The organism is Gordonia sp. UCD-TK1 (assembly GCF_001691435.1).
GTDB classification, from domain to species: Bacteria; Actinomycetota; Actinomycetes; order Mycobacteriales; family Mycobacteriaceae; genus Gordonia; species Gordonia hongkongensis.
On sequence record NZ_LZMP01000006.1, the window covers coordinates 23,643 to 47,408 of the forward strand.

The window sequence follows — 23,766 nt, forward strand, 5'->3', positions numbered from 1 at the left end:
GCCGGGGTGCCGGTCCTCGACGGCGGAGACTGCGCACATGTCTGACCTGACCCCTCACGGTTCACGCAGCGTGATCCTCACGGTGTCCGAGGTGATCGACGAGACGGCCGAGGCCAAGTCCATCGCCTTCGAGGTACCCGAGGCCTCGCCGAAGCCGTTCACCGATTACAAACCGGGGCAGTTCCTCACGCTACGGATTCCGAGCGAGCAGACCGGTTCGGTCGCGCGCTGCTACTCCCTCGCGTCGTCGCCGTTCACCGACCCGCGGCCCAAGGTGACCGTGAAGCGCACCGCCGACGGCTACGGATCCAACTGGGTGTGCGACAACCTCTCCCCCGGCACCCAGGTCGAGGTGCTGCCGCCGTCGGGCGTGTTCACCCCGAAGTCCTATGACACCCCCTTGCTGCTCATCGCGGCCGGCAGCGGTGTCACGCCGGTGATGTCGATCCTCAAGGCGGCCCTCGAGAAGGGCGACGCACCGATCGTCTTCTTCTATGCCAACCGGGACGTCGCCGACGTGATCTTCGCCGCCGAACTCCGAGAACTCCTGGCCGCCCACCCGGATCGGCTCACCCTCGTCCACTGGCTCGAATCACTCCAGGGTCTGCCGAGTGCGGCCGCTCTGGCAACGGCTTTCGCGCCCTACGCGACGTCGCACGTCGCCTACATGTGCGGACCGGGCCCGTTCATGGATGCCGTCCACAAGGGTCTGTCAGACGCGAACTTCCCGCACCACAACGTCCATACCGAGGTCTACAACTCGCTGTCCGGCGACCCGTTCGCCGACGTCGAACTCGGCGAGGTGAGTGAGGAGGAGCAGGCGGGTGCCGCCACCGTCGAGGTCGAGCTCGACGGTGAGACCCACACCCTGACCTGGCCTCGCTCACGAACTCTCGTCGACATCATGCTCGACGCCGGACTCGATGCGCCGTATTCCTGCCAGGAGGGTGAGTGCGGTTCGTGCGCCTGCACTCTCACCGAGGGCAGCGTCGACATGGACAACGCCGGCGCGCTCGACCCCGAGGACATCGAGGACGGATACATCCTCGGCTGTCAGGCGCATCCGACATCGGACACGCTGAAGGTCGAATTCTGACAGAGTGGTTCGAGTTCGTGCAGTCACCGGTCCATCGAAGGAGAACGACGACGTGAGCACCATCCGCGGTTCCCGGCTCGACCCCGTCCAGCTCGCCCGTGGCCTCGCCGCGATGCTCATCAGCATCGGAGTGCTCCACTTCGTGGCACCCAAACCGTTCGACGAGATCATCCCGGAGGAGATCCCCGGCGACCCCCGCACGCTGACCTACGCTTCCGGTGTTGCCGAGATCGGTTTGGGCGCTGCACTTCTCGCTCCGAAGACCCGACGCGCCGCCGGCGCGGCGTCCGTGCTGCTGTTCCTCGCCGTCTACCCCGCCAACATCAACATGGTCCGGCTGTGGTGGGACCGGCCGCTGCCCTACAGGATCGTCGCCCTGGCCCGGTTGCCGTTCCAGTTCCCGATGATCTGGGCCGCCGCGAAGGTCGCACGCGAGGGCTGACCCTTCGAGGCTCGTCGCTAACGCTCCTCACACCTCAGGGAGCAGAAAGCGCAGCGGCGCCATCGGATTCGAGAGCACGGAGCCGGTCAACGGAGGGCGCGGTAGTGGGCACGCTCCTCCGGGGTCCGGTGCTCGAGCGCGTATGACAGTGCGGTGCGGCCCATCCGGGCAGCGTTGTCGTCCAGGTAGCCGAGCAGGACGGTCTCGTCGACTCGTTTGCCGACCGCCCGCAGCATCCAGCCGAATGCCTTCTGGATGAGATCCCGTCGGTCGTCGCGGACGAGCGGCGCCACCGCGAGCAGTGCCGCCGGGTCGCCGTGCTTGATGAAGGCGAAGGTCGCGATCACCCCCACCCGGCGCCGCCACAGATCATCGTCCCGCGCGTGTTGCAGAACGAGACCGAGTTCGCCGCTGCGCCGGCAGTATTCGCCGAGGACGGGATCGGCGGACGAGTCGACGAGATCCCAGTTGTTCACCCGGCCGCGGCGCACCGCGTCGAGGTAGAGGTCGACCCAGCCCTTGCCGTCGCCGCCGCGGCGTAGCTCGCGGTCGAACTCCTCACGCAGGAGGAACAATGCGATCAGGCGATGCTCGTGGATCGGTGAGTCGAGCAACTCGACGACCTGATCCGGCGCGATGCCGCGGAACCCCTTCGCGAGCTTCCGTTGTACCGGTACACGGATTCCGAGGAATTCATCGCCCTCCCCGTATCCCCCCGGTCGGGCCTGGAAGAACGCGGCCTGGCCGAGCGCGAGTTCCGGGTCGGCCACCACGGCTGCCGCATCACGCACCCGCGCAGCGGTGGGCGTATCCGTCATTGCGTCACTACAGCAGATCCGCCACGGGCGTGGGGGTCTGCAGCTTCGGCCGGGTCTTCATCACGGCACCCACCTTGCCGGCGCCCACCACCCCGGTGAGCACGCCGTCCCGGCTGTAGTAGGCAACGAACTTCTTCCCGTCGTCGTCGACGACGTGGACCTCGTCATCGGCGCGCGGGGAGCCGAGTACCTGGATCTTGACGTCGAACTGGTCGCTCCAGAAATAGGCGACCGACGCGGTGACCGCGTCGCCACCGGTGATCTGGTGCGCGACGACCGAGGCCTGCTCGACCGTGTGGTTCCAGTGCTCGACGCGTTTCGGCCTCCCGTCCTCGTCGAGCCAGTTCGCCACGTCGCCGAGGGCGTAGACGTTCTCGGCGCTGGTGTGTCCGGTTGCATCACAGGCAATTCCGCCCCCGACCTCGCGTGCGGCAAGCTCGATGCCCGAACCGTCCAGGTACCCGGTCACCGGGGTCGAACCGATACCGACGACGACGATGTCGGCGGGCAGGGTGGTGCCGTCGGTGAGTTCGACCGCGCTGACCCGCCCCTCGGACACGTCGATCTTCGCGACCCCGACCCCGGTCCGCAGATCGATGCCGTTGGCCACGTGCAACCGCGACACCAGGGCGCCGATCCGCTCCCCCAGCGCCACGGCGAGCGGCGTCGGAGCCGGTTCGACGAGGCTGACCGCCAGTCCGCGGGCCGAGAGGCCGGCCGCCACCTCGCATCCGATGAAGCCGGCGCCGATGACGACTGCGGTGCTCGCGGAATCGATCTCGCCACGCAGCGCCACCGCGTCGTCGTAGGTGCGGAGCACGTGCGCGCCTCGGACGTTCTCCGTGAGGCCGGGAAACGGCCGTGGATCGAGCCCGGTCGCCAGTACGAGGGTGTCGTAGGCGACGGTGGCGCCGGAGGCCAGCGTGATCGTCCGGTCCGTCGGTGCCACCGCGGTCACCGCTTCACCGAGTCGCAGCGTGATGTCGGAGTCCTCGTAGAACTCCGCGGGTTTGAGATCGACGCGGTCGTCCTTGCCCAGCAGCACCGACTTCGACAGCGGCGGACGGTCGTACGGCGGATGCGCTTCGGCTCCGACGAGGGTGATCGGATCGGTGAAGCCGTTGTTCCGCAGGTTCTCCGCGACCCGGATCCCGCCGAGTCCGGCCCCGACTATCACCACACCCGCGCTCGATGCACTCATCTCTGGTCCCCTTTTCGTCATCCCACCCGCGAGCACCCGTCTGCGCCGGCGGTCGCGCGGACCGCCCGGGGGCGGGCATCTCGTGTCTCAACGGGTCACGTCGCCGACCGGCTGCAGGTCGGACAGCAGCCAATTCCCGTCGACCTTACGCATAAGTGCCCACCGGGCGATAGAGGTCGTCTCGGCCGGTGGACGGCTCGCGGCACCCGGTGCCGGTGAACCGGACCCGGCTGTCACCCGCTGGTCGGCGAAGACGAGCACCCGGGCGCGTTCCGAGTCGCCCTCCTGCAGTCCGGCACCGACGACCTCGCCGGTCACCGACAACGCTGATGCACGGACGCCGGGAACCACGACATCGGTGCCGCGGTTCCGGTACTCCAGGCGTAGCGGGTCGGTCAGCAACGCGTCGGTCGCCTGCCACCGGTCGGCGGGGTCGTCGGGCGAATAGGTCAGGAGCGCACTCACGGCAGCCGCAGCCGCGCTGAGGATTTCGCTGCGTTGCGCCTCGGTCGGGTCGGGATCGGGGCGCAGGGTCGCGGCGCCCGCGATCGCCGCGACCACCAGGGATACCGCCGATGCGGCGATGAGAAGCCGCATGCGGATGCGTTGGGTTCGGGTCGGCCGTGCCGGTAGCAGGACCCGGTCGTCGGCGGCGGTCATGGACGCCTCGCCTCGGCGATCTTCCAGCCGCCGTCGGTGCGCGTCATGGTGATCAGCGCCGTGATCCGCTCTCCGGTGGTGTCGATCTCCGAACCGTCCCCCGACCCGCCCAGGAGCGCCGGGTTCGTCGCGTCGGCGACGACGAGCACGTCGATGCTTCCACCGATGTCGTCGGACGACGGATCGGTGACGAGCCCGGCCGAGATCACTTGCCCGACACTCGAACCCCGTTGCCCGCCCACCTCTGTCACCAGTGCCTCCCGGGCGGCGTCGATCCGTTTCAGCTGCGGTCCGGTGCTCACCTCCGCCACGCGTGCCACGTAGCCTTCGGGGTCGGCCGGGTCGGCGGTCAGCATGACGGTGACGGCGCCGCGGGCGGATGCGAGCACGTCGTCCTGCAACTCGGTCGCCGCCTGCTGGCCGCGGATCTGCCAGGCAAGAAAGCCGGCGACGGCGACGAGGACGACCACCGCGATCGCTGCTCCGACGAGAGTCCGGCGCACCGTCTGTGTCCGGCGTGCCGCACGCGCCCGGAGCGCCGGCGCGGCGACGATCCGGGCGGTGCGCGCCCGTCGGGTCGCCGCGTCGACCCGGGCGCGGGCGAGTTCGATTCGCGTGGTGATGTTCTCGGTCATCGCCGCACCCGCAGATTCCTTTGGACGCTCATCCGATCACATCCGCCGCCGCGAGGAGCCATGTGTCGTCCGACCGCGCGTAGCGGGCCAGGACCGTGCGTTGGACGGTCGTCGCGGGCCCGGTGGCCGGACGTACTGTCACCGCGACGCGCAGCAGCGCCTCCCCCTCCGCGGCGTCGACCGCGACGATGCTGACGACCTCGGGGCGCCAGGTCACCGACGACGTCCCCTCGGGCGGGGGCCGATCGAGCTGGGCCCCGTAGCTGTCGGTGAACTCGTCGGCGACCCGCTCCCGCGCCCGCGTCCGGTCCTGCTGCCAGCGGTCCGCATCGACCGAGAAGACGTCCGCGACGATCGTTCCCGCCTGTGCTCGCAACTGGTCTCGGCTCTCCGTGACGTCGGAGCCGGTGCGGTGCGAGTTCCACAGGGTGAGCACCACGACGAGCGTCGCGACCAGGACAACCGCCGCGATCGCGAGGCGGATGGCGGCACCTCGCACCCCGATGGGCCGGGTCGTTCCGCGTCCCGGGACCGGCTCGACGCCCGGGGTGTGAATCGGTGGGGTCATGGAAGGTACTGCACCGCACTCAGTTTCAGCGTGTCGTCGGCCGGTGTGATGAGCACCCGCAACCGGAATCTGCGCGCCTGGTCGCCGGTCTCGGCCGGCGCCGCCCCACCGGTGAAGACGACGGTGGCCGCAATGAGGACCGTGGCGGTGTCGCCGGTCCGGACGGAGATCCCCGTGCCGTCGACGGAGGACTGCGCGACGGTGCCGTTGGCCCGGATGAATTCGGTGTAGCTGTCGGCGGATTGGGCGAACTCGTCGTAGAAGGTGCCGGTGGCGCCGGCCAGGATGCGCTGGGCGCGCCGATCGTCTCGGCTGTTCGGGGCGATGAGCACCGCGACCCGGTCGGCCGCCGCGGACTGGAGTTCGGCATCGGAGTACCGCTCACGGTCTCGCTGCCACGCGGTCACCGCCACCCCCGCGAGCACGAGCGCGACGACGAGGACCACGACCGCGACGACCCAGCGGAGCCGCGACAGGCGCCGACGGAGTCCGGCCTCGACCTCGAGGGTGTGCAGATCGTCCAGTGCCTCGCGCAGCTCGCGTCTCGCGGCCCGGTCGGCGGACAGCTCCTGCGCCCCCGACCGAGCACCCATGCCGTCCCTCTTCACGACGACAGGGGCGTGCTCTCCTGGGGCTGCGTCAGATTGTCGCCCGGCGCCCGGGTGTCGATCTTCTCACCGCGGATCCGGCTGGAGTATGCCGCGCGCGCCTGCTGGTCGGGGCTCAGGAAGATCGAGTCCAGCTTGGTCAACCGGCGCGACCACCGCTTCATCGCCTGCGGGAACAACGCGCCCGACTCCGCCCACCGCATCGACCGGGGCGCGTAGACGCGGACCACCGGCCGCGCGATCGTCTGCACGACGATCGACGCCACCTCGCCGGGCTCGACGGTCTGGATGAACTTGTTGGTCTGCAGGCCGGAGATCAGGGCGGTTCGCGTGAACGTGGGGAGTACCGCGCTGACGGCGACGCCCTGCGGCTCCAGCTCGGCGCCCAGCGCCTCGGAGAACTCGATGACGGCTGCCTTGGCGCCGTTGTAGATGGTGAGGCCGGGGGTGGGTATGCGCCCGGCCGTCGATGCGATGTTCACGATGTGGCCGGTCCGGCGGGGCGCCATCCGGCGGGCCGCCTCCTGGCATCCGATGATCACGCCCAGGACGTCGATCTCGTAGGTCCGGCGGATGATCGTGTCGTCGTAGGAGAGGAACGGTCCGACCGGCATGATCCCGGCGTTGTTCACGAGCACGTCGATCGGTCCGAGCCGGTTTTCGACCTCGGTCAGGAACGCATCGAAGGACTCGCGTCTGGTCACGTCCACCTCGATGCCCTCGCAACCGAGGTCGGCGGCGGCCTTGCCCACCGCCTCGGAATCCACATCACCGATCGCGACCCTGGCCCCCGCCTCGGACAGCTGGGTCGCGGTCTCGAATCCGATGCCACGCGCGCCGCCGGTGATGACCACGACCTTGTCCCGTAGCGCGGCGCGGATCGCGTCGTGGTCGGGTGTGCGGGACAGCTTGTCACGCAGACTCATTGGATCTCCTTCGGTGGATGCGGACTTCAGACGAGAGGAACGGGGCCGGCGTGGCCCGTCATCTCCGGTGGGGTTTCACCAGATCATCGGTGCGAGGAACTTGGCGGCGAAATCCCGAACGCGCTGGGGTTCGTTGCGAGCAGGGTCCGACGGCGGCGTCTCCAGCAGTGAGATCACCAGTCGCACATGGATCTCGACGGCTTCCAGCAGATCCTCGACGGGCATCTGCGCACCCTCGTCGCGGAGTGTGGCCGCGACCCGGTCGGTGACCATGTCGATGAACAACGACGTCATCGTCGCCGTGACGCTCTTGATCTCGGAGTCGGTGAGGACGATCCGGCTCAGCAGCGGGTCGGAGTTGACCCACTCGGCGCCGACGGCGAACGCCTCCACCAGCGCGGCCTTGGGTCCGAGCCCCTTCACCGAGGCCTCGAGTTTCTGCATGCCCGTCTCGTAGGCGTCGTTGGCCACCGCGTAGAGCAGCGCATCCTTGTTCGGGAAGCGCCGGTACAAGGTGCTGCGGCTCACTCCAGCCCGCGCGGCGACCTCGTCGATGTTTGCGCGGCGGACACCGACCTCGGCGAACTCCGCCCCGGCAGCCGCGAGGATCGCGGCTTCCTGGTCGGCCGGGCTGGCGGTGTTGCGGACCTTACGCGTCGAGGTCCGATTCCTGCTGTCGGCCTTGGTTCCGGTGCCTGCCACGGTCATCGCCGCCGACGGGTGGCGGGCAGCGAGTCCTCGGGTGCCGACCAGTGGTTTTCGTGCAGCCGGCGATGTCTGATCTCCGTGATCTCCATCTGGTCAAAATACAGCCCGGCGGTCCGGTGTCCGCGGGCACCGCGACCCCGGCCGACGTGCAACGGGGTTCCGTTGCGGTCGGGAGACGGGACGCCGATCGAATCGGCTGCTGCCGGCACTGTCGCCAGAACCGAGGCCATGATCGTCTCCCTCCCGCAACGGCCGCCCCGGGTACGGACGGTCGGCATGTGACCCACATCGCATGATAGACCACGTTGAGACAGATCGGAAAATGCGTTCCTATCCTCGCCCGCGACCCGTGGGCGACCCGTCCATCGTCAGCAGGCGGTGACACCGCCGCAGACGCTCGCGCCACCAATGCTGACGCTCTTCTTCGACCGCGAGTCCGCGCACGTCGACCGAGGCGTCGGTGCCGAACCATCGCGTTCCCACCGAGCCGTCGACCATCTGGAAGGACGCGGCGACATCCGCGGCGAGCAACGACCCGGTGCCCAGCCCGCACGCGAGCTCCAGGCGCGGTAGCGCGGCCGCGGCAGCCACGCCGGCGGCCATCCCGATCGCGCTGTCGAGGGCACTCGAGACCACGATGTCGAGTCCCAGGTTCTCGGCGAGCTGGAGGGTTGCGCGCATGCCGCCGAGCGGCGCGACCTTGACCACCGCCACGTCAGCAGCGTCGGCCGCGACGACACGGTACGGGTCCTCGGCCTTCCTGATGGATTCGTCGGCAGCGATCGGCACCTCGACCGCCCGACGCACGGCCGCCAGTTCTTCGACTGTGCGACAGGGCTGTTCGGCATACTCGACCTCACCGATGGCGCGCAGGGCGGCGATGGCCTCGTCGACGGTCCAGCCGCCGTTCGCATCGATGCGCACCCTGCCGATGAGCTCCCGCGTCGCCGCGACCCGGGCGACGTCGTCGTCGAGGGTCTGCCCCGGTTCGGCGACCTTGACCTTCGCGGTTCCCGCGCCGGGGTATCGCTGCAGCAATGCGTCGACCTCGTCGGCGGGGATGGCGGGCACGGTCGCGTTGACCGGGACGGTGTCGCGGACCGCGGCGGGAGGGCCGACCCAGGCGGCCTCGATGCCGGCCCGCAGCCACGAGGCCGCCTCCGGGTCGTCGTACTCGACGAACGGACCGAACTCCCCCCAACCCGCCGGCCCCGCGAAGACCATCGTCTCGCGCGTGGTCAGGCCGCGGAATCTCGTACGCATCGGCAGGCGCACCGCGACAGCGGAAGCGAGGACCTCCTCGACGTCGGGAAGCGCCCAGTCCGGTTGCCTGCCCCGCATCATCCGTCCTCCCTCTCCGCATACAGATCACCCCGCGTCGTTGGAACAACCTTCCAAGTTTGTTCCAAGTGCGATATTCTCGCCGCCATGTCAGTCAACCAGGGATTCGACGCCGGTATCCGCGAGGCAGAGCCGATGATCGTCGACGACACTCCGGACACCGCGGGCGAGATCGCCTCGCCGCGTCTGGGCGCCGACTCGCTCGTGTGGAAGTTCTACGGCGACAACCGCGGACTGCTGGGCTTCCAGCGTCTGGCCGGCACCGAGAACTGCATCGAACAACTCGGCCAGGCCGTGCTCGATCACTCGATCATCTTCAGCGACTTCCTCGGCCGGGCCAAGCGGACCGGCCCCCCGGTCATGCGGACCGTGTACAGCACCGAGCCGGAGAAGTGGGGGCGCACGGTGCGCGACTTCCACCGCGACATCAAGGGCACCATCAGCGACGGATCGCGGTACCACGCACTCAATCCGGAGTTGTTCTACTGGGCGCACGCGACGTTCGTCGACCAGGTCCTCTACATCACCGACACCTTCATCCGACGCCTGAGTTACGCCGAGAAGGTCCAGATTTTCGAGGAGAGCAAGGTCTGGTATCAGCTCTACGGGGTGAGCGATCGCGGGCAGCCGCAGACCTACGAGGAGTTCGTCCAGTATTGGGAAGACATGCTCGACCGGTTCGTGCCGCACAAGACGATCGTCTACGCCACCGGTTACATCCGGCAGGGACTCCCCTGCCCCAAGAAGATCCCCGCGCCCGTGTGGAAGATCCTGTCGCTTCCGTTGAACGCCTTCATCCGCACCGTTGTCGTCGGAACGCTGCCCCAGCAGATGCGGGACGTGTGCGACCTCGAGTGGAACGACAGGCGCGAGAAGAACTTCCAACGGTTCGCCGCCCTCATGCGGGGCGCCAACCCGTTGATCAACCGCCTGCCGCTCAAGTACCTCTACGTCCCCTGGGCCTACGACGCCTGGCGCAAGGTCGGGATCGACCCGCGACCGCTGCACAACAAGCCCGCCTGATAGCGCTTCGCTTCTTTAGGAGCGCCCGAAGCTTGCGGAGGGCGGCGGCCGCTTCCGCTCCCTGAGGAGGCCCGGAGCCTGCGGAGGGCCGTCACGAAGGGTCAGTGCCCGAGGAACCCGTCGACGTGGGTGACGAACTCCTCGGCGCGGTCGCGGTGAACGCTGTGCCCCGCCTCGATGGTGACGAACCGCGAGTTCGGCAGGGCGTCGCTGAGGGTCTGCAGGTGGCGCGGGGGCAGGAAGCTCTTCTCGCCACCCGAGATGACCATGGCGGTGGCCTGCACATCCGGCAGCTCCGACCACCAGCGCGGCGCGCAGACGTCGAATTCGGCGACGATCTGGTCGCCCATCCGGCCGTCGTAGCGGATGACCGGAAAGGGGTTGCGCGCGAGCGCGATCAGCCCACGAATCTGCTCGCCCAGGGTGGCGCGCATGGCGATGCCCTCGGACAGATCGGCCTCGTCGCGGGGCATCGGCGGCACCTCTTCGAGCACCAGGCGTCGGATTCTCGTGGGCTCACGCATGGCCAGTCGCAGCGCGGTGTGGGCACCGAGCGAATGGCCGACCACGTCGGCGACCGCGATCCCGAGGGTGTCGAGGACATAGGCCAGGTCGTCGCGGAAGTCGTCGAGCCGGTAGACCTCACGGGCCCGGCCGCTGCGCCCGTGTCCACGGAGGTCCACGCTGATCACCGCACGCCCGCGGGCGCGGAGTGCCGTCGCGAGCCGGCGCCAGGTCGAATGGTCCGATGCCATCCCGTGCACGAGGACGACCGGTACGCCCCGGTCGGCCTCCCCCGCGATCCGGACCGCGAGGTCGGGGTCGCCGCTTCGACGCAGAACACGCATGACCGTCAGCTTACGAACGTCGGCCGTGCGGGAGCCGTCACACTCCACCCAGCCGTCCGCGCAGACCGCACCTCACCGGTCGTCGTCACCGGTCGCGGAACCAGCCGCTGTTCTTGGCGCGCCACACCATGTCCTCCCAGTACCCCCAAGCGTGTGTCCCGACGGACGGGAAGTCCGTCGTGACCGGGATGCCCTGCAACGCGGCCGCGACTTCGAACGACCGGGTCTGCGCGAGCGACACCACCTCCAGCGGTGTGCCCTTGACCGAGGCCACGGCGTCGGCGTTGTGCGGACCCCATGTCGCCGAACCGGACCCGATGCGGATCTTCATCCCGCGCATCCGCGGCAGTTGGACGAGTGCATCGTTGCGCGTCCACCGGTCACTCCAGGGCGGTCCCCACATGGCGTCCGCGCTGAACGGACCGACCCCCGCCCCGACCCCGGCGTCGATCAACGCGAGCCGAACAGCCTCTCGCATCGTGGGCGCGGACAGGTTCAGGTAGCCGGACATCGAGAAGACGTGCGAGATGCGCTTGCGGTGGTACGCCCCGTAGACCATCGCCGCGTTACCGCCCATGGAGATGCCCATGATCGCGTATTTGCCCAGCGGGCCGACGGCGAGTCCGCGCGCGTCGAGTTCGCGCACGATGGTGTCGAGTCGGCACGTCCACCGATAGCGGTATCCGACCTTGTTGGCCGGGCTCGCCGCTTCCCAATCGGTGTAGAAGCTCGCGAGACCTCCGACCGGTTGGATCACGTTGACGCCGGAGTCGGCGATGCGGTGGACACGCGTGTCGCGACGCCAGCCACTGATGTCACCGGTCGCGCGAAGACCGTCGAGAGCGATGACGGTTTTGCTGTTGCTCCACCGGGTCCAGGTGTCGACCGGGGTGCTCGGCATGCCGCAGCCGGACACGTGGAACCTGCCGAACGCGGCCGACGCGGACGCGTTACCCGACCCGATGGTGACCACGCCGACCACCGCGAGGAGCGCGAGGGCGAACGCGAGGGCTCGACGTCGGCGGGCAAGCCGACGCGGCCGTAGTGAAAGCTGCACCGACGAACTGTAATTCGACGACGATCAGCAATGCCACGGTTGTGACCCTAGGGCATCGACATCGATATCGAGTGGTGACCAGAGTGACTACAGTGAATCGAGTGGCGTATGTGGCAGTGGATTCACCTTGTTACAGACCATCCACGCATCCTCAGAGATCGTCGACGATGCGCTGACGCGCCCGCGCGTACTCCTCCTCGGTGACCGCGCCGGTGCGGCGCAGTTCGTCCAGCGACGCGAGCCGTTCGGCCGGCGAACGGCCCGGGTCACCACCCCGGCCCGACCCGCCACCGGCCTTGGTGAACGACGGGGGGTCCATCCGAGACGAGCTCGCCGAATCCGCCCGGACTCCCGCCCAGCCGCGCACGACCTCCATGACTTCCGCTCGGGCCGCGGGATTGGACCGCAGATCGATCACGCCACTGCCCGCCACCCCGTGACGTCCGAGGATCTGCAGGATCTCCCCCAACGGTTCCGCCTGGCCGGTGAGATCGTAGGTCCGGCCGTCTTCTTCGGAGGTGAACCTGGCCGGCACCGAACCGGCGAGCAAAGCGGTTGCCTGCCAGTCGATCTCGAAGTCCTGGGACTCGGGATCGACCATCACGGCCAACCGACGGGCGTGCAGCAGCGGCTGCTGGTAATGCGGCACGACCTTCCTCGTCGACACCTCGAACGGAGCGAGTCCCTCGGCGTGGATCCGGAGCCCGAGCTTCATCAGCGGCTGGTCGTTGATCTCGACATTCGTCTGACCGATCGAGGTGATCTCGGCGATGCCGAACACTCCGGCGGCGCGCAGGCGTTCCAGCTTGGCGCCACCCCGATAGTTGAACCACGCGATGGCAACGCCGAGAACGATATCCAGCACGGTGATGCCGATCCCGGTCCACAGCATCCACTCCGTGTCGGGTGCATCGATCACGAAGTAGGCGACGAGGAAGATCGGACCGACGATCCCGCACAGCATGACAAACGCGAAAGTGCCCACGGCACTCCACACATGGGCGGGAACACGTGGCCCGGTCCCCGACTCTCCGAACATGGTCATGCGCGAACTCTATGCGCGGACCTGCGGCGGCGGAAGCCCTTACGGAACTGAGTCCAGCCATGGAACGACAGGCGCGTCGTGCGTGAATCTGTCGCGAGAACCAGGGAGCGCGCCTCGCCTCACTGGCCGTACCACGCGAGGCGCTCGGTCACACATGTGACCGAGCGCCTGACGTGACCGCGCCTGGTGCGCGCTACTTGAGCCAGAGCTTTTCGAACTGGTCCTGATAGTCGGCCACGCCGACGTAGAACCCCGTCTGCGGATCGAGAACCGCAGTCCCGATGTTGTCACTGTTGAGCAACTGCGTCGGCAAGAACGCATCATCGGCTGGTTTCAGATCGTCGCCGTTGAACTGCCTGGCAAGCATGTCGATCACACGCCAGCCGAGGATCTGCACCGGAAAGCCGACCCACACACTGTCGTCTCCGTCTTTCAGTGATGCGAGGTTGGCCGGCGTCGGCGTCTGACCGGCGAATCGCACCTGATCTTGGAGCCCCGCGGCCCGAAGCGCCGCGTCCACGCCCAGCACCAGGTCCCCGAACGAGAAGAGCGCATAGTTGATCTCGGGATCACGTTGCAGCGTGCTGACCACACTCTGAGGCGTCTTGGTACCCAGGTCGGTCACCTGTTGATTGATCATCTCGACACGACAGCCGGGGCAGAGTGTCTTCATCTGTGCGGTGAAGGCATCGGTGAAGACATTGAGGATCGGGTAGTCGGTGATGGTGAAGACGGCGATGTTGGCCTCACCATCGCTGTCGGCGACGACCTGACTCGCGACCATCTTGCCCCATTCCTGGACCTGCTTGGTGCCGTCGAGCGAGGTCGAGATCACCCCGGGCACCGGATCGTCGCCCACACTGTCGGCGATGACCGGAATCCCGGCGTCCGAGGCGCGTTCGATCTGCGTCGACAACATCGACAGCGGCGTGCCCGAGATGTGGATCGCGTCCGGCCCGAGAGCGATCGCCTGGTCCATCGCCTTCGGACCGGCATCGGCGTCAGTACCCTGCAGGATTCGCTGGTAGCGCCACCCCAGGAGATCCGCGGCCTGTTGGATCGCGTCGTCCTTTGCACTCGAGATCGGTTGTGGCGTCTCGATGCTGATCACGTACTTACCCGCTTGCGGAGCGCGACTCAGCGGAGTTGTGAGCACCAATCCATCAGGGGGACTTTCGTATTGATCCGCGACGCTACGCGCCGCCGAGACATCTGCGGGCTCACCCGAACCCCCACCGTCGGCACTCGAGCAGGCGGTGGCGACGGCACCGACGGCGGCCACCGCGATCATCGTCTGCACCCAGGACTTGGTTCTCACTCGGTTTCCTTTCACGATGGCCTCTCGGCCGATGGGGATCCGCCGCAGCGGCAGAAGGAGGCAGCGAGCGTTCGTCACGAACGTCGTGCCGTACGGGCGGCCAGCGCGACCGCGATGATGAGGGCGAGGCCGTTGAAGAGGTCGTTGACGAAGCTCGGCGCGCCCGCGAGCTGGAGTCCCTTGACCCCGGTGGCCAGCAGGTAGATGGCGACGAGGGTGCCCAGCACGTTGACTCGTCCCGCCCGTATCTGTGTCGAGCCCAGGAAGACCGCCGAGAACGCCGGCAACAAGTACGACGGCCCGATGTCGGGCGCAGCCGTGCCGAGCTTGGCGGCCAGCACGACGCCGGCCAGCGCCGCCACGGTCGCGGACGTGACCAGGGAGCCGAACATGATCCGCTCGACGCGCAGACCTGCCAGGCGTGCGGCCTGGCGATTGCCGCCGGTCGCGTACAGGTACCGGCCCAGGGGCGTCTTCTCGAGGAGGACGTACATGACGGCTGCCACGACGACCATGTAGTAGAACGGCAACGGAAGACCCAGGAACATACCGCTTCCGAGCCCGAGGAAACCGTCGGTGAACCCCTCGGTGATCTGTTTGCCGTCGGTGACCCAGTACGTCCCCGCCAGCATGATGCTCGACATTCCCAGCGTCGCGATGAAGGAGTCCACCTTCAGCCGGACGACCACGAAGCCGTTGACGGCACCGATGAGGGCTCCGCACAGCAGCGTGGTGAGTATCGCGACCGTCGCGCTGATCCCCAGGGACAGTTGATACGAGACCATGGCGACCGAGAAGCCCATCACGCCTGCGATGGAGAGGTCGAAGACCCCGGCCGCCAGCGGCACGATCAGACCGATCGCCAGGATCGCGGTGATGGCCTGATCACCGGCGATGATCCTGAGGTTGCCCTCGGTGAGGAAAGTGTCCGGGATCCACAGCGCAAACAACACGATGATGGCCACCCACACGTAGATGCCGCTGAACCGATCAAGGCCCAGGGACACCACGCGCCGACGTCGGGCCGATTCGGGGCCGAGCCCGCCCGGGCCCGCGGGCGTACCGCCGTCGGCACCACCGCCACGGGACGCGGTCGGCACTTCTTCGGATGACTGTGTGGTCATCGCGGGTCCTTTCGGTTCTGAGGTCTTACGCATGTACGTGAGCGGAGGTCTTGAGCGTCGAGGCGGTCAGCTCGTCGGGATCGATGTTCGGCCGCCCAAGTTCATCGACGATCCGTCCCGCCGCGAGGACGACGACCCGGTCGCACAGACGAGTCAGCTCGGCGTGGTCGGTGGAGACGACGAGCACCGCAGCTCCGGCCGATGCGGCGTCATCGATGAGCGCATGGATGTCGGCTTGCGCGCCGACATCGACACCCTGTGTCGGTTCGTCGAGCAGGAGAACCCGGGGATGGCGGCGAAGCCAACGCGCGAGCATCACCTTCTGCTGGTTGCCACCGCTGAGGGTGCCGAGCTGACGTTCGGTGTCGCCGGCCGGGCGTACCCCGAGCCGGTCGAGCCACGTTGCCACATCGGACTTTTCGCGCTTCAGGCGAAGAAATCCCGCCGTGGCGTGGGCCCAGGGGTCAGCCACGGAAACGTTCTCCCGGAGCGACGCCGTCGCGAACGCGGCGTTCGCCAACCGTTCCGCCGGCACACATCCCATCCCGGCCGCCATCGAGACGTCCGGCCGGTCGGCGCGCACGATCACACCGTCGACTGTCACGGTGCCGACCCGGCCGATCCCGCCGAACAGTGCCGGAACGACCGATTCGCGTCCGGAACCGGTGATCCCGGCGATCCCGACGACCTCACCCGCCCCGACAGAGAGATCGAATCCGGTGAGGTTCCCGCACGACATCTGCGTCACATCGAGCATTGCCGACCGCTCGACACCGCCGGCAGGCGGCGCGGTCGGCGGTCTGACCGGCGCCGCGGATGGGGTTGCGGGCGTTCGGCTCCCGATCATGAGCGCAACCAGCGCGTCCTCGTCGAGGCCCGTCAGCGGACGCGTGGTCACCACGTTGCCGTCCCGCAGGACGGTGACCGTGTCACAGAGGTCGAAGACCTCCGGCAAGTGATGGGAGACGAACAGCACCGCCACGCCGGAGTCGCGGATTCTGCGCACCAGGTCGAACAGCCGAATGGCCTCTGCTGCCGGGAGATTGGCGGTGGGCTCGTCGAGCACCAGCACCTTGGCCGAACCGCTGCCGCCCTGGACCGCGCGCGCCATCGCGAGCATCGTCCGCTCACTCATACTCAGGTCGGACGCGCGCTTCCTGAGGTCGAGGTCGATGCCCAGCTCGTCCAACGCTGATCGTGCGTGCCGACGCTCAGCGCGAAAATCGATGGTGCCCACACGCGTTCGCCGGTAGCCGTGGCCGAGGGCCATGTTGTCGACCACGTCCAGGGAGCCGACGAGACCCAGTTCCTGATGGACGAACCGAAGGCCGGCGGTCTCACCGCTGCCGGGCACACCGAGGTGCAGCTCGTTCCCGCAGACGAGGATCGTTGCACCCGGATCCGGCTCGTGGTAACCCGCGAGGACCTTGATCAGAGTCGACTTGCCACACCCGTTCTGACCGACCAGCGCGCGTATCTCGCCGGGGCCGAGGGAGAGCGAGACGTCGGCCAGCGCCCGCTGGCCACCGAAAGATTTGGAGAGGTTCGCAACCTCGAGCGCCTCGACCATCAGCACCTCACGTGATCATAGTTACTTTATCCCGACCTGTGTTATCTGGATCATAGTGAACTATGTACATAGATCTGTCCAGCAGTCTGCGAAACTCTAAAAAGTTGGGGCGCAGCGGCCCTCGAGACGCTAGAGTCCAGCGGGGTCGTCAGACCCTTCGCTGAGGCGTGAATCTTAGTGATCGGCGCGTCAAGAAACGCGGCAGGCCGTGCGCGGTGGTGTCGACGCACGAAAAGTGCCCGGCCACATGGTGACCGGGCATGACAAAGGCGCCCGGCCACTTTCGTGACCGGGCGCCTTCGACTCAGTGAGTCAGTGAGTCAGAACGAGATCACTTGGTGATCTTGGTGACTCGACCCGCACCGACGGTGCGGCCACCCTCGCGGATGGCGAAACGCAGGCCCTCGTCCATGGCGACCGGCTGGATGAGCTTGACGCTCATCTCGGTGTTGTCGCCCGGCATGACCATCTCGGTGCCCTCGGGGAGGGTCACGACGCCGGTCACGTCCGTGGTACGGAAGTAGAACTGCGGACGGTAGTTGTTGAAGAACGGGGTGTGACGGCCGCCCTCGTCCTTGGACAGGATGTACGCCTGGCCCTCGAACTCGGTGTGCGGGGTCGTGGTGCCCGGCTTCACGATGACCTGACCGCGCTCGACGTCCTCACGCTTGAGGCCGCGGAGCAGCAGACCGGCGTTGTCGCCTGCCTGTGCCGAATCGAGGAGCTTGTGGAACATCTCGATACCGGTGACGGTGGTCTTGGTGCTCTTCTCGCGGATGCCGACGATCTCGACTTCCTCGTTCACGTTGACCTCGCCGCGCTCCACACGACCGGTGACCACGGTGCCGCGGCCGGTGATGGTGAAGACGTCCTCGACGGGCATGAGGAACGGCTTCTCGGTCTCGCGGACCGGGTCCGGGATCGACTCGTCGACGGCAGCCATGAGCTCTTCGACCGACTTGGTCCACTCGGGGTCACCCTCGAGGGCCTTGAGAGCCGAGACCTTGACGACCGGGGCTTCCTCGTCGAACTCCTGGGCGGCCAGCAGTTCGCGGACCTCCATCTCGACGAGCTCGATGATCTCGTCGTCGTCGACCATGTCGGCCTTGTTCAGGGCGACCAGGATGTAGGGCACACCGACCTGGCGGGCCAGCAGCACGTGCTCGCGGGTCTGCGGCATCGGGCCGTCGGTGGCGGCGACCACGAGGATCGCGCCGTCCATCTGGGCAGCACCGGTGATCATGTTCTTGATGTAGTCGGCGTGACCGGGGGCGTCGACGTGGGCGTAGTGACGCTTCTCGGTCTCGTACTCGACGTGCGAGATGTTGATCGTGATACCGCGAGCTTTTTCCTCGGGAGCCTTGTCGATCTGATCGAACGCGAAGCTCTTGTTGAGGTCCGGGTACTTGTCGTGCAGCACCTTGGTGATGGCCGCGGTCAGCGTGGTCTTGCCGTGGTCGACGTGACCGATGGTGCCGATGTTCACGTGCGGCTTGGTCCGCTCGAACTTCGCCTTCGCCACTTGATTGTCCTCCTGGACTTGTTGCTCTACTGGGCGGATCCCAGCAGGGTTTTTCTTCTTACGTTGGTGCGCAGAACTGGTCGGCGCATGTCGCTAGGACCGGATTTACTCGCCGGTGGCCTTCGCGATGATTTCCTTCGACACGTTCGCGGGAACCTCCGCGTACGAATCGAACACCATGGAGTAGTTTGCCCGGCCCTGGGTCTTCGACCGGAGGTCTCCGATGTAGCCGAACATCTCCGACAGCGGCACCTGTGCCTTCACGACACGCGCACCACTGCGCTCCTCCATGGCCTGGATCTGGCCACGGCGGGAGTTCAGGTCGCCGATCACGTCACCCATGTAGTCCTCGGGAGTCGTGACCTCGACGGCCATCAGGGGCTCGAGGATGACCGGACCGGCCATCCGCGCAGCTTCCTTCAGGGCCTGCGAGCCGGCGATCTTGAACGCCATCTCCGAGGAGTCGACGTCGTGATACTGACCGTCGAGCAGGGTGACCTTCAGGTTCACCAGCGGGTATCCGGCGAGGACACCGTACTGCATGGCGTCCTGGGCACCGGCGTCCACCGACGGGATGTACTCGCGCGGGACGCGGCCACCGGTGACGGCGTTGGCGAACTCGTAGGTCGCACCGTCCTCGGCGTCCACCAGGGGCTCGAGCTTGATGATGACCTTCGCGAACTGGCCCGATCCACCGGTCTGCTTCTTGTGGGTGAACTCGTGCTTCTCGACCGTCTTGCGGATGGTCTCGCGGTAGGCCACCTGCGGCTTGCCGACGTTGGCCTCGACCTTGAACTCGCGCTTCATGCGGTCGACGAGGATGTCGAGGTGGAGCTCGCCCATACCGCCGATGACGGTCTGGCCGGTCTCCTCGTCGAGCTGGACCGAGAAGGTCGGGTCCTCTTCGGCGAGCTTCTGGATCGCGGTGCCCAGCTTCTCCTGGTCGGACTTGGTCTTCGGCTCGATCGAGACGTTGATGACCGGGTCCGGGAAGCTCATGGACTCGAGCACGATCGGCGACGCCGAATCGCACAGGGTGTCACCGGTGGTGGTGTCCTTGAGACCGATCATCGCGTAGATGTGGCCCGCGGTGGCGTCCTCGACCGGGTTCTCCTTGTTGGCATGCATCTGGAAGAGCTTGCCGACGCGCTCCTTCTTGCCCTTGGTCGCGTTGAGCACCTGGGTGCCGGCGTTGATCTTGCCGGAGTACACGCGCACGAAGGTGAGCTTGCCGAAGAACGGGTGAGCCGCGATCTTGAACGCGAGAGCCGAGAACGGCTCGTCCGCGGACGGCTTGCGCGAGAGGATCTCCTCCTCGTCGCCCACGGCGTGACCCTCGACCGACGGCACGTCCAGCGGGGACGGCAGGTAGTCGATGATCGCGTCGAGCATGGGCTGCACGCCCTTGTTCTTGAACGCCGAGCCACAGATCACCGGGTAGAACTCACGGGCGATCGTGAGCTTGCGGATCGCGCCCTTGATCTCCTCGGTGGTCAGCTCTTCGCCGCCGAAGTACTTCTCGAGCAGTGCCTCGTCGGTCTCGGCGACCGTCTCGAGGAGCTTCTCGCGGTACTCCGCAGCCTGGTCGACCAGATCGGCGGGGATCTCCTCGATGGTCGGCGCAGCGCCGATCTCGACGGTTCCGCGCCAGGTGATCGCCTTCTGCTCGATGAGGTCGACGACGCCGTCGAAGTTGTCCTCGGCGCCGATCGGCAGCTGCAGGACCAGCGGCTTGGCGCCGAGGCGCTCCTCGATGGTGCGCACGGTGAAGAAGAAGTCCGCACCGAGCTTGTCCATCTTGTTGACGAAGCAGATACGCGGGACGTCGTACTTCTCCGCCTGACGCCAGACCTGCTCGGACTGCGGCTCGACGCCTTCCTTGCCGTCGAACACGGCGACCGCGCCGTCGAGCACGCGGAGGCTGCGCTCCACCTCGACGGTGAAGTCGACGTGGCCGGGGGTGTCGATGATGTTGATCTGGTTCTTGTTCCAGAAACACGTCACCGCCGCGGAGGTGATGGTGATCCCCCGCTCCTTCTCCTGCTCCATCCAGTCGGTGGTCGAGGCACCGTCGTGGGTTTCACCGATCTTGTAGTTCACACCGGTGTAGAAGAGGATTCGCTCGGTGGCGGTGGTCTTGCCGGCATCGATGTGGGCCATGATGCCGATGTTGCGAACCTTGTTCAGGTCGCTGAGCACTTCCTGTGCCACTTAATCGCCTCGCATTTTCGCTAGAGGTGTTGGGTCTGAGGTGGAACCGTCCGCGGCGTCGTGTTCCCCGACGCCGCGGACGGTTGGTGTCACCAGCGGTAGTGCGCGAACGCCCGGTTGGCCTCGGCCATCTTGTGGGTGTCCTCGCGGCGCTTCACCGAAGCACCGAGACCGTTGGACGCGTCCAGCAACTCGTTGGCGAGACGCTCGACCATGGTCTTCTCACGACGCTGACGGCTGAAGCTGACGAGCCAGCGGAGCGCGAGGGTGTTGGCGCGGTTCGGCTTGACCTCGATCGGCACCTGGTAGGTGGCACCACCGACGCGGCGGCTCTTCACCTCGAGGGTGGGCTTCACGTTGTCGAGAGCGCGCTTGAGGGTGACGACCGGATCGGTGCCGGTCTTGTCGCGAGCCTGCTCGAGGGCGCCGTAGACGATGCGCTCGGCGGTCGACTTCTTGCCGTCCAGCAGGATCTTGTTGACCAGCTGGGTGACCAGCGGCGAACCGTAGACGGGATCGTTGATGAGGGGGCGCTTGGGAGCGGGTCCTTTACGTGGCATGACTTATCAGTTCCCCTTCTTGGCGCCGTAGCGGCTGCGAGCCTGCTTGCGGTCCTTGACACCCTGGGTGTCGAGCGAGCCGCGGATGATCTTGTAGCGCACACCCGGGAGGTCCTTCACACGACCGCCGCGGACGAGCACCATCGAGTGCTCCTGCAGGTTGTGGCCTTCGCCGGGGATGTAGGCGGTGACCTCGACCGAGCTGGTCAGGCGCACACGGGCGACCTTGCGCAGTGCCGAGTTCGGCTTCTTGGGGGTGGTGGTGTAGACGCGGGTGCACACGCCACGACGCTGCGGGCTTCCCTTGAGGGCCGCGGTCTTGGTCTTGGCAGCCTTGTCGTGACGGCCCTTGCGGACCAGCTGATTGATGGTTGGCACTAGGTGTTCGTTCCTCTTCGTCATCGGTTGTGGTTGGTGCTCCGGGCAAGCACGAAGTGGCTCGCAGGCCTGTTTTCGCGGCTTCCACAACTCGCCCCACCAGCACGTATGTGCTGGTCAGTACATTTTCGCTACCCCGAGGTCGGGCGTGTCATACACTCGACAGCGGATTCGCCTGTCAGCCCCTCTGCCGGCCGTACCCCGAGATGCTCGGCGGCTCGAGAGCCGTAGGGCAGGCATGCGGACTGGCCCAGCATGGGCCGGGCACCGACGATCCACTCTACCGATCGGATTTACACAGGTCAAAAAACGGATCCTGCACGCAACCGGCAGGTGAATGGGTCGTGCGCGATCGGCTCCGGGCCACGCTCGTGCTCGGCGTGACCCTCCCACTTCTACACCGTCAAACCGCATGCGTCGAGGGCGCGAGTCGCCGGTGCGACCATTCCGTCATCCGCGCTGCACGGGTCGCCTGAGCTGCTCGATCACGGGTGCGGACGGGCTCTCGGGGTCGCACGGTCGACGCGTCGGCGAGGACTGACCGCCGAACCACCGGTCGACGATCGTCGCCTGCCGTTCCACCTCGCCCCGGCGCGGCATGTGGTGGTTCTCACCGGCATCGCGCACGCCGTACACGTCCTCGCCCAGTTCGTACCGGGCCTGGTCGGCCATCGCATCGGCGAGGAACCCGGCAGGGGAACGGGCAGCGGCGATCTGCCAGGCGTGGACCAGTTCGTGGATGAGCAGCTGACCCGGCACCGGATATGCCCTGGTCCCCTGCCCCAGGGTCGCGTCGAGGTGCGACCCGAGATTGCAGAGGATGCGGCCGTCGACCGCGGGCACCGTGAAGGCGCGCCCGCCCCGACCGGCGAGATCGGTGAGGACGACGTCATCGAGCCACCCCGCGTCCCCGAAGACCGCCACGGCCACGCTTCGCTCGGCCGGGGTCAACCCGCGATGACGCACGCGACGGCGGATGACGCTCGACGTGACGAGGCCCGCACCCAGCACGACGACGAACCCGAGCGGGCCGAGCCAGATCGTCACCGGCACCAGGTGCACCGCGAGGAGCACACCCGCCGTGGCCGCCGGGGCGTCGCCGAATCGTCCCGCCCCGAGCCGGCGGGCGACGGAGAGCACCGTGCCGAGCAGGCGCCCATAGGCCCGGGCGGCCGCGATGACCGAACGGCGCAGGCGCGTCGCGGACGCCGGGCGGGGCATCATTCCGGCGTCTGCGGCAGTTTCACCTTCGTCGCACCGGGTTTCGCCGGATTCGACGGCGGCGGGACCACCGGTCCGATGTCGCCATCGGGAGCCTCGTCGAGGTCGACGATGACCGGCGCGTGGTCACTCGGCTTGCTGCCCTTGCGTGCTTTCCGGTCGATCCAGGCGGCCGCGAGGCGATCGGCAGCGGACGCTCCGGCGAGGATCAGGTCGATGCGCATCCCGAGGTCTTTGTGGAACATGCCGGCGCGGTAGTCCCAGTAGCTGAACACACGCTCGCCCGGCCACCGGTCCCGGACGACGTCGCGCAGGCCCATCGATTCGAAGGTGGCCAGCGCGGCCCGTTCCGCCGGGGTGACGTGGGTGTGTCCCACATACGCGGCGGGGTCGAACAGGTCGGCGTCGGCCGGTGCGATGTTCATGTCGCCGCACAGGAGTGTCGTGGTCGGGTCCTCCACGGCGCGGGCCAGCGCCGCGAGCCACTCGAGTTTGTAGGTGTAGTGGTCCGAGTCCGGGGTTCGGCCGTTCGGCACGTACAGCGAGTGGATCCGGAGTCCGCCGCACACCGCCGACACCGCCCGCGCCTCGAGAGTCGACGGGTCGGGGTATCCGGGCATGCCGTCGAATCCGATCCGGACGTCGTCGAGTCCGACCCGCGACAACAGCGCCACCCCGTTCCACTGTCCTTGTCCGGCGTGCGCGACCTCGTATCCGCGGTCGGCGAGATCGGTGCCGAGTGACTCGTCGAACGCCGCGTCGGAGAGTTTGGTCTCCTGCAGGCACACCACGTCGGGTCGGCGCTCGTCGAGCCAGGGCAACAGGCGCGGGATGCGCTGCTTCACGGAGTTCACGTTCCAGGTCGCCACGCGCATGCGACCACGGT

General features: G+C 67.4%; 25 protein-coding genes. 3 read left to right on the plus strand and 22 right to left on the minus strand.

Annotated elements, in window-relative coordinates; translation table 11 throughout:
- Positions 1-37: 37 nt before the first annotated feature.
- Positions 38-1,096, plus strand: a complete 1,059-nt coding sequence (locus tag A9310_RS05035) for a ferredoxin--NADP reductase (RefSeq protein WP_065629658.1) — start codon at positions 38-40, stop codon at positions 1,094-1,096.
- Positions 1,097-1,148: 52 nt separating this feature from the next.
- On the plus strand, positions 1,149-1,538 hold the full coding sequence (locus A9310_RS05040; protein ID WP_065629775.1) for a hypothetical protein: 390 nt from the start codon (positions 1,149-1,151) through the stop codon (positions 1,536-1,538).
- A gap of 86 nt (positions 1,539-1,624) precedes the next feature.
- Here A9310_RS05040 and A9310_RS05045 read toward each other — a convergent pair whose 3' ends face one another.
- From A9310_RS05045 to A9310_RS05090, 10 genes are all read right to left on the minus strand, one after another.
- A complete protein-coding gene (locus tag A9310_RS05045; RefSeq protein ID WP_065629659.1) occupies positions 1,625-2,356 on the minus strand; it encodes a DNA alkylation repair protein in 732 nt (243 codons plus the stop codon).
- 7 nt (positions 2,357-2,363) lie between these two features.
- Positions 2,364-3,557 carry an NAD(P)/FAD-dependent oxidoreductase gene (locus A9310_RS05050; protein WP_065629660.1) on the minus strand — a complete coding sequence of 398 codons (1,194 nt, stop codon included), beginning with the start codon at positions 3,555-3,557 and terminating at the stop codon, positions 2,364-2,366.
- 87 nt (positions 3,558-3,644) lie between these two features.
- Positions 3,645-4,217, minus strand: coding sequence for a hypothetical protein (locus A9310_RS05055; protein ID WP_065629661.1), 573 nt, complete (start codon positions 4,215-4,217; stop codon positions 3,645-3,647).
- Positions 4,214-4,852 carry a hypothetical protein gene (locus A9310_RS05060; RefSeq protein WP_065629662.1) on the minus strand — a complete coding sequence of 213 codons (639 nt, stop codon included), beginning with the start codon at positions 4,850-4,852 and terminating at the stop codon, positions 4,214-4,216. The genes A9310_RS05055 and A9310_RS05060 overlap by 4 nt, the downstream gene beginning before the upstream one ends.
- Before the next feature lie 28 nt (positions 4,853-4,880).
- The gene (locus A9310_RS05065) at positions 4,881-5,420 is read right to left on the minus strand and encodes a hypothetical protein (RefSeq protein WP_083207262.1); all 540 of its coding nucleotides are present in this window, start codon (positions 5,418-5,420) and stop codon (positions 4,881-4,883) included.
- On the minus strand, positions 5,417-6,013 hold the full coding sequence (locus A9310_RS05070) for a hypothetical protein (protein ID WP_065629663.1): 597 nt from the start codon (positions 6,011-6,013) through the stop codon (positions 5,417-5,419). The genes A9310_RS05065 and A9310_RS05070 overlap by 4 nt, the downstream gene beginning before the upstream one ends.
- 11 nt (positions 6,014-6,024) lie before the next feature.
- Positions 6,025-6,954 carry an SDR family oxidoreductase gene (locus A9310_RS05075; protein WP_065629664.1) on the minus strand — a complete coding sequence of 310 codons (930 nt, stop codon included), beginning with the start codon at positions 6,952-6,954 and terminating at the stop codon, positions 6,025-6,027.
- Positions 6,955-7,029: 75 nt separating this feature from the next.
- Positions 7,030-7,662 (minus strand): TetR/AcrR family transcriptional regulator, encoded by a 633-nt coding sequence (locus A9310_RS05080; RefSeq protein WP_065629665.1) that lies wholly within the window; start codon positions 7,660-7,662, stop codon positions 7,030-7,032.
- Positions 7,659-7,892, minus strand: coding sequence for a hypothetical protein (locus A9310_RS05085; protein ID WP_065629666.1), 234 nt, complete (start codon positions 7,890-7,892; stop codon positions 7,659-7,661). Before A9310_RS05085 ends, A9310_RS05080 begins: the two co-directional genes overlap by 4 nt.
- A 100-nt stretch (positions 7,893-7,992) precedes the next feature.
- A complete protein-coding gene (locus A9310_RS05090) occupies positions 7,993-9,006 on the minus strand; it encodes an o-succinylbenzoate synthase (RefSeq protein ID WP_065629667.1) in 1,014 nt (337 codons plus the stop codon).
- A gap of 84 nt (positions 9,007-9,090) precedes the next feature.
- Between A9310_RS05090 and A9310_RS05095 the strand changes: the two genes are divergently transcribed.
- Positions 9,091-10,026, plus strand: coding sequence for an oxygenase MpaB family protein (locus A9310_RS05095; protein ID WP_065629668.1), 936 nt, complete (start codon positions 9,091-9,093; stop codon positions 10,024-10,026).
- Positions 10,027-10,127: 101 nt separating this feature from the next.
- Here A9310_RS05095 and A9310_RS05100 read toward each other — a convergent pair whose 3' ends face one another.
- From A9310_RS05100 to A9310_RS05155, 12 genes are all read right to left on the minus strand, one after another.
- Positions 10,128-10,874 (minus strand): alpha/beta fold hydrolase, encoded by a 747-nt coding sequence (locus A9310_RS05100; protein WP_065629777.1) that lies wholly within the window; start codon positions 10,872-10,874, stop codon positions 10,128-10,130.
- Between the two features lie 85 nt (positions 10,875-10,959).
- Complete coding sequence (locus A9310_RS05105) at positions 10,960-11,931, minus strand: alpha/beta hydrolase family protein (RefSeq protein WP_065629669.1); 972 nt, start codon at positions 11,929-11,931, stop codon at positions 10,960-10,962.
- A gap of 151 nt (positions 11,932-12,082) precedes the next feature.
- Positions 12,083-12,976 carry an SHOCT domain-containing protein gene (locus A9310_RS05110; protein WP_231742459.1) on the minus strand — a complete coding sequence of 298 codons (894 nt, stop codon included), beginning with the start codon at positions 12,974-12,976 and terminating at the stop codon, positions 12,083-12,085.
- Between the two features lie 193 nt (positions 12,977-13,169).
- Positions 13,170-14,294, minus strand: coding sequence for a substrate-binding domain-containing protein (locus A9310_RS05115; RefSeq protein WP_139104543.1), 1,125 nt, complete (start codon positions 14,292-14,294; stop codon positions 13,170-13,172).
- A 74-nt stretch (positions 14,295-14,368) separates the two neighbouring features.
- A complete protein-coding gene (locus tag A9310_RS05120; RefSeq protein ID WP_083207263.1) occupies positions 14,369-15,418 on the minus strand; it encodes an ABC transporter permease in 1,050 nt (349 codons plus the stop codon).
- A gap of 25 nt (positions 15,419-15,443) precedes the next feature.
- Positions 15,444-16,988 (minus strand): sugar ABC transporter ATP-binding protein, encoded by a 1,545-nt coding sequence (locus tag A9310_RS05125; protein ID WP_065629779.1) that lies wholly within the window; start codon positions 16,986-16,988, stop codon positions 15,444-15,446.
- Between the two features lie 331 nt (positions 16,989-17,319).
- Positions 17,320-18,510, minus strand: a complete 1,191-nt coding sequence (gene tuf, locus A9310_RS05130; protein ID WP_004020593.1) for an elongation factor Tu — start codon at positions 18,508-18,510, stop codon at positions 17,320-17,322.
- 105 nt (positions 18,511-18,615) lie between these two features.
- Complete coding sequence (gene fusA, locus A9310_RS05135; protein ID WP_065629671.1) at positions 18,616-20,721, minus strand: elongation factor G; 2,106 nt, start codon at positions 20,719-20,721, stop codon at positions 18,616-18,618.
- A gap of 89 nt (positions 20,722-20,810) precedes the next feature.
- Complete coding sequence (gene rpsG / locus A9310_RS05140; RefSeq protein ID WP_004020595.1) at positions 20,811-21,281, minus strand: 30S ribosomal protein S7; 471 nt, start codon at positions 21,279-21,281, stop codon at positions 20,811-20,813.
- A gap of 6 nt (positions 21,282-21,287) precedes the next feature.
- Complete coding sequence (gene rpsL / locus A9310_RS05145) at positions 21,288-21,659, minus strand: 30S ribosomal protein S12 (protein WP_004020596.1); 372 nt, start codon at positions 21,657-21,659, stop codon at positions 21,288-21,290.
- Positions 21,660-22,109: 450 nt separating this feature from the next.
- Positions 22,110-22,883: a hypothetical protein gene (locus A9310_RS05150; protein WP_254661178.1), complete on the minus strand. Its 774-nt coding sequence runs from the start codon at positions 22,881-22,883 to the stop codon at positions 22,110-22,112.
- The gene (locus A9310_RS05155; protein ID WP_065629782.1) at positions 22,880-23,755 is read right to left on the minus strand and encodes an exodeoxyribonuclease III; all 876 of its coding nucleotides are present in this window, start codon (positions 23,753-23,755) and stop codon (positions 22,880-22,882) included. The genes A9310_RS05150 and A9310_RS05155 overlap by 4 nt, the downstream gene beginning before the upstream one ends.
- Positions 23,756-23,766: the final 11 nt, after the last annotated feature.

Bases quoted from the DNA above. Each gene is read 5' to 3' on its own strand.
- A9310_RS05035 (WP_065629658.1), top strand. From the start codon at position 38: ATGTCTGACCTGACCCCTCACGGTTCACGCAGCGTGATCCTCACGGTG.
- A9310_RS05045 (WP_065629659.1), bottom strand. From the start codon at position 2,356: ATGACGGATACGCCCACCGCTGCGCGGGTGCGTGATGCGGCAGCCGTG.
- A9310_RS05050 (WP_065629660.1), bottom strand. From the start codon at position 3,557: ATGAGTGCATCGAGCGCGGGTGTGGTGATAGTCGGGGCCGGACTCGGC.
- A9310_RS05055 (WP_065629661.1), bottom strand. From the start codon at position 4,217: ATGACCGCCGCCGACGACCGGGTCCTGCTACCGGCACGGCCGACCCGA.
- A9310_RS05060 (WP_065629662.1), bottom strand. From the start codon at position 4,852: ATGACCGAGAACATCACCACGCGAATCGAACTCGCCCGCGCCCGGGTC.
- A9310_RS05065 (WP_083207262.1), bottom strand. From the start codon at position 5,420: ATGACCCCACCGATTCACACCCCGGGCGTCGAGCCGGTCCCGGGACGC.
- A9310_RS05070 (WP_065629663.1), bottom strand. From the start codon at position 6,013: ATGGGTGCTCGGTCGGGGGCGCAGGAGCTGTCCGCCGACCGGGCCGCG.
- A9310_RS05075 (WP_065629664.1), bottom strand. From the start codon at position 6,954: ATGAGTCTGCGTGACAAGCTGTCCCGCACACCCGACCACGACGCGATC.
- A9310_RS05080 (WP_065629665.1), bottom strand. From the start codon at position 7,662: ATGACCGTGGCAGGCACCGGAACCAAGGCCGACAGCAGGAATCGGACC.
- A9310_RS05085 (WP_065629666.1), bottom strand. From the start codon at position 7,892: ATGGCCTCGGTTCTGGCGACAGTGCCGGCAGCAGCCGATTCGATCGGC.
- A9310_RS05090 (WP_065629667.1), bottom strand. From the start codon at position 9,006: ATGATGCGGGGCAGGCAACCGGACTGGGCGCTTCCCGACGTCGAGGAG.
- A9310_RS05095 (WP_065629668.1), top strand. From the start codon at position 9,091: ATGTCAGTCAACCAGGGATTCGACGCCGGTATCCGCGAGGCAGAGCCG.
- A9310_RS05100 (WP_065629777.1), bottom strand. From the start codon at position 10,874: ATGCGTGTTCTGCGTCGAAGCGGCGACCCCGACCTCGCGGTCCGGATC.
- A9310_RS05110 (WP_231742459.1), bottom strand. From the start codon at position 12,976: ATGACCATGTTCGGAGAGTCGGGGACCGGGCCACGTGTTCCCGCCCAT.
- A9310_RS05120 (WP_083207263.1), bottom strand. From the start codon at position 15,418: ATGACCACACAGTCATCCGAAGAAGTGCCGACCGCGTCCCGTGGCGGT.
- A9310_RS05125 (WP_065629779.1), bottom strand. From the start codon at position 16,988: ATGGTCGAGGCGCTCGAGGTTGCGAACCTCTCCAAATCTTTCGGTGGC.
- rpsG (WP_004020595.1), bottom strand. From the start codon at position 21,281: ATGCCACGTAAAGGACCCGCTCCCAAGCGCCCCCTCATCAACGATCCC.
- A9310_RS05150 (WP_254661178.1), bottom strand. From the start codon at position 22,883: ATGATGCCCCGCCCGGCGTCCGCGACGCGCCTGCGCCGTTCGGTCATC.
- A9310_RS05155 (WP_065629782.1), bottom strand. From the start codon at position 23,755: ATGCGCGTGGCGACCTGGAACGTGAACTCCGTGAAGCAGCGCATCCCG.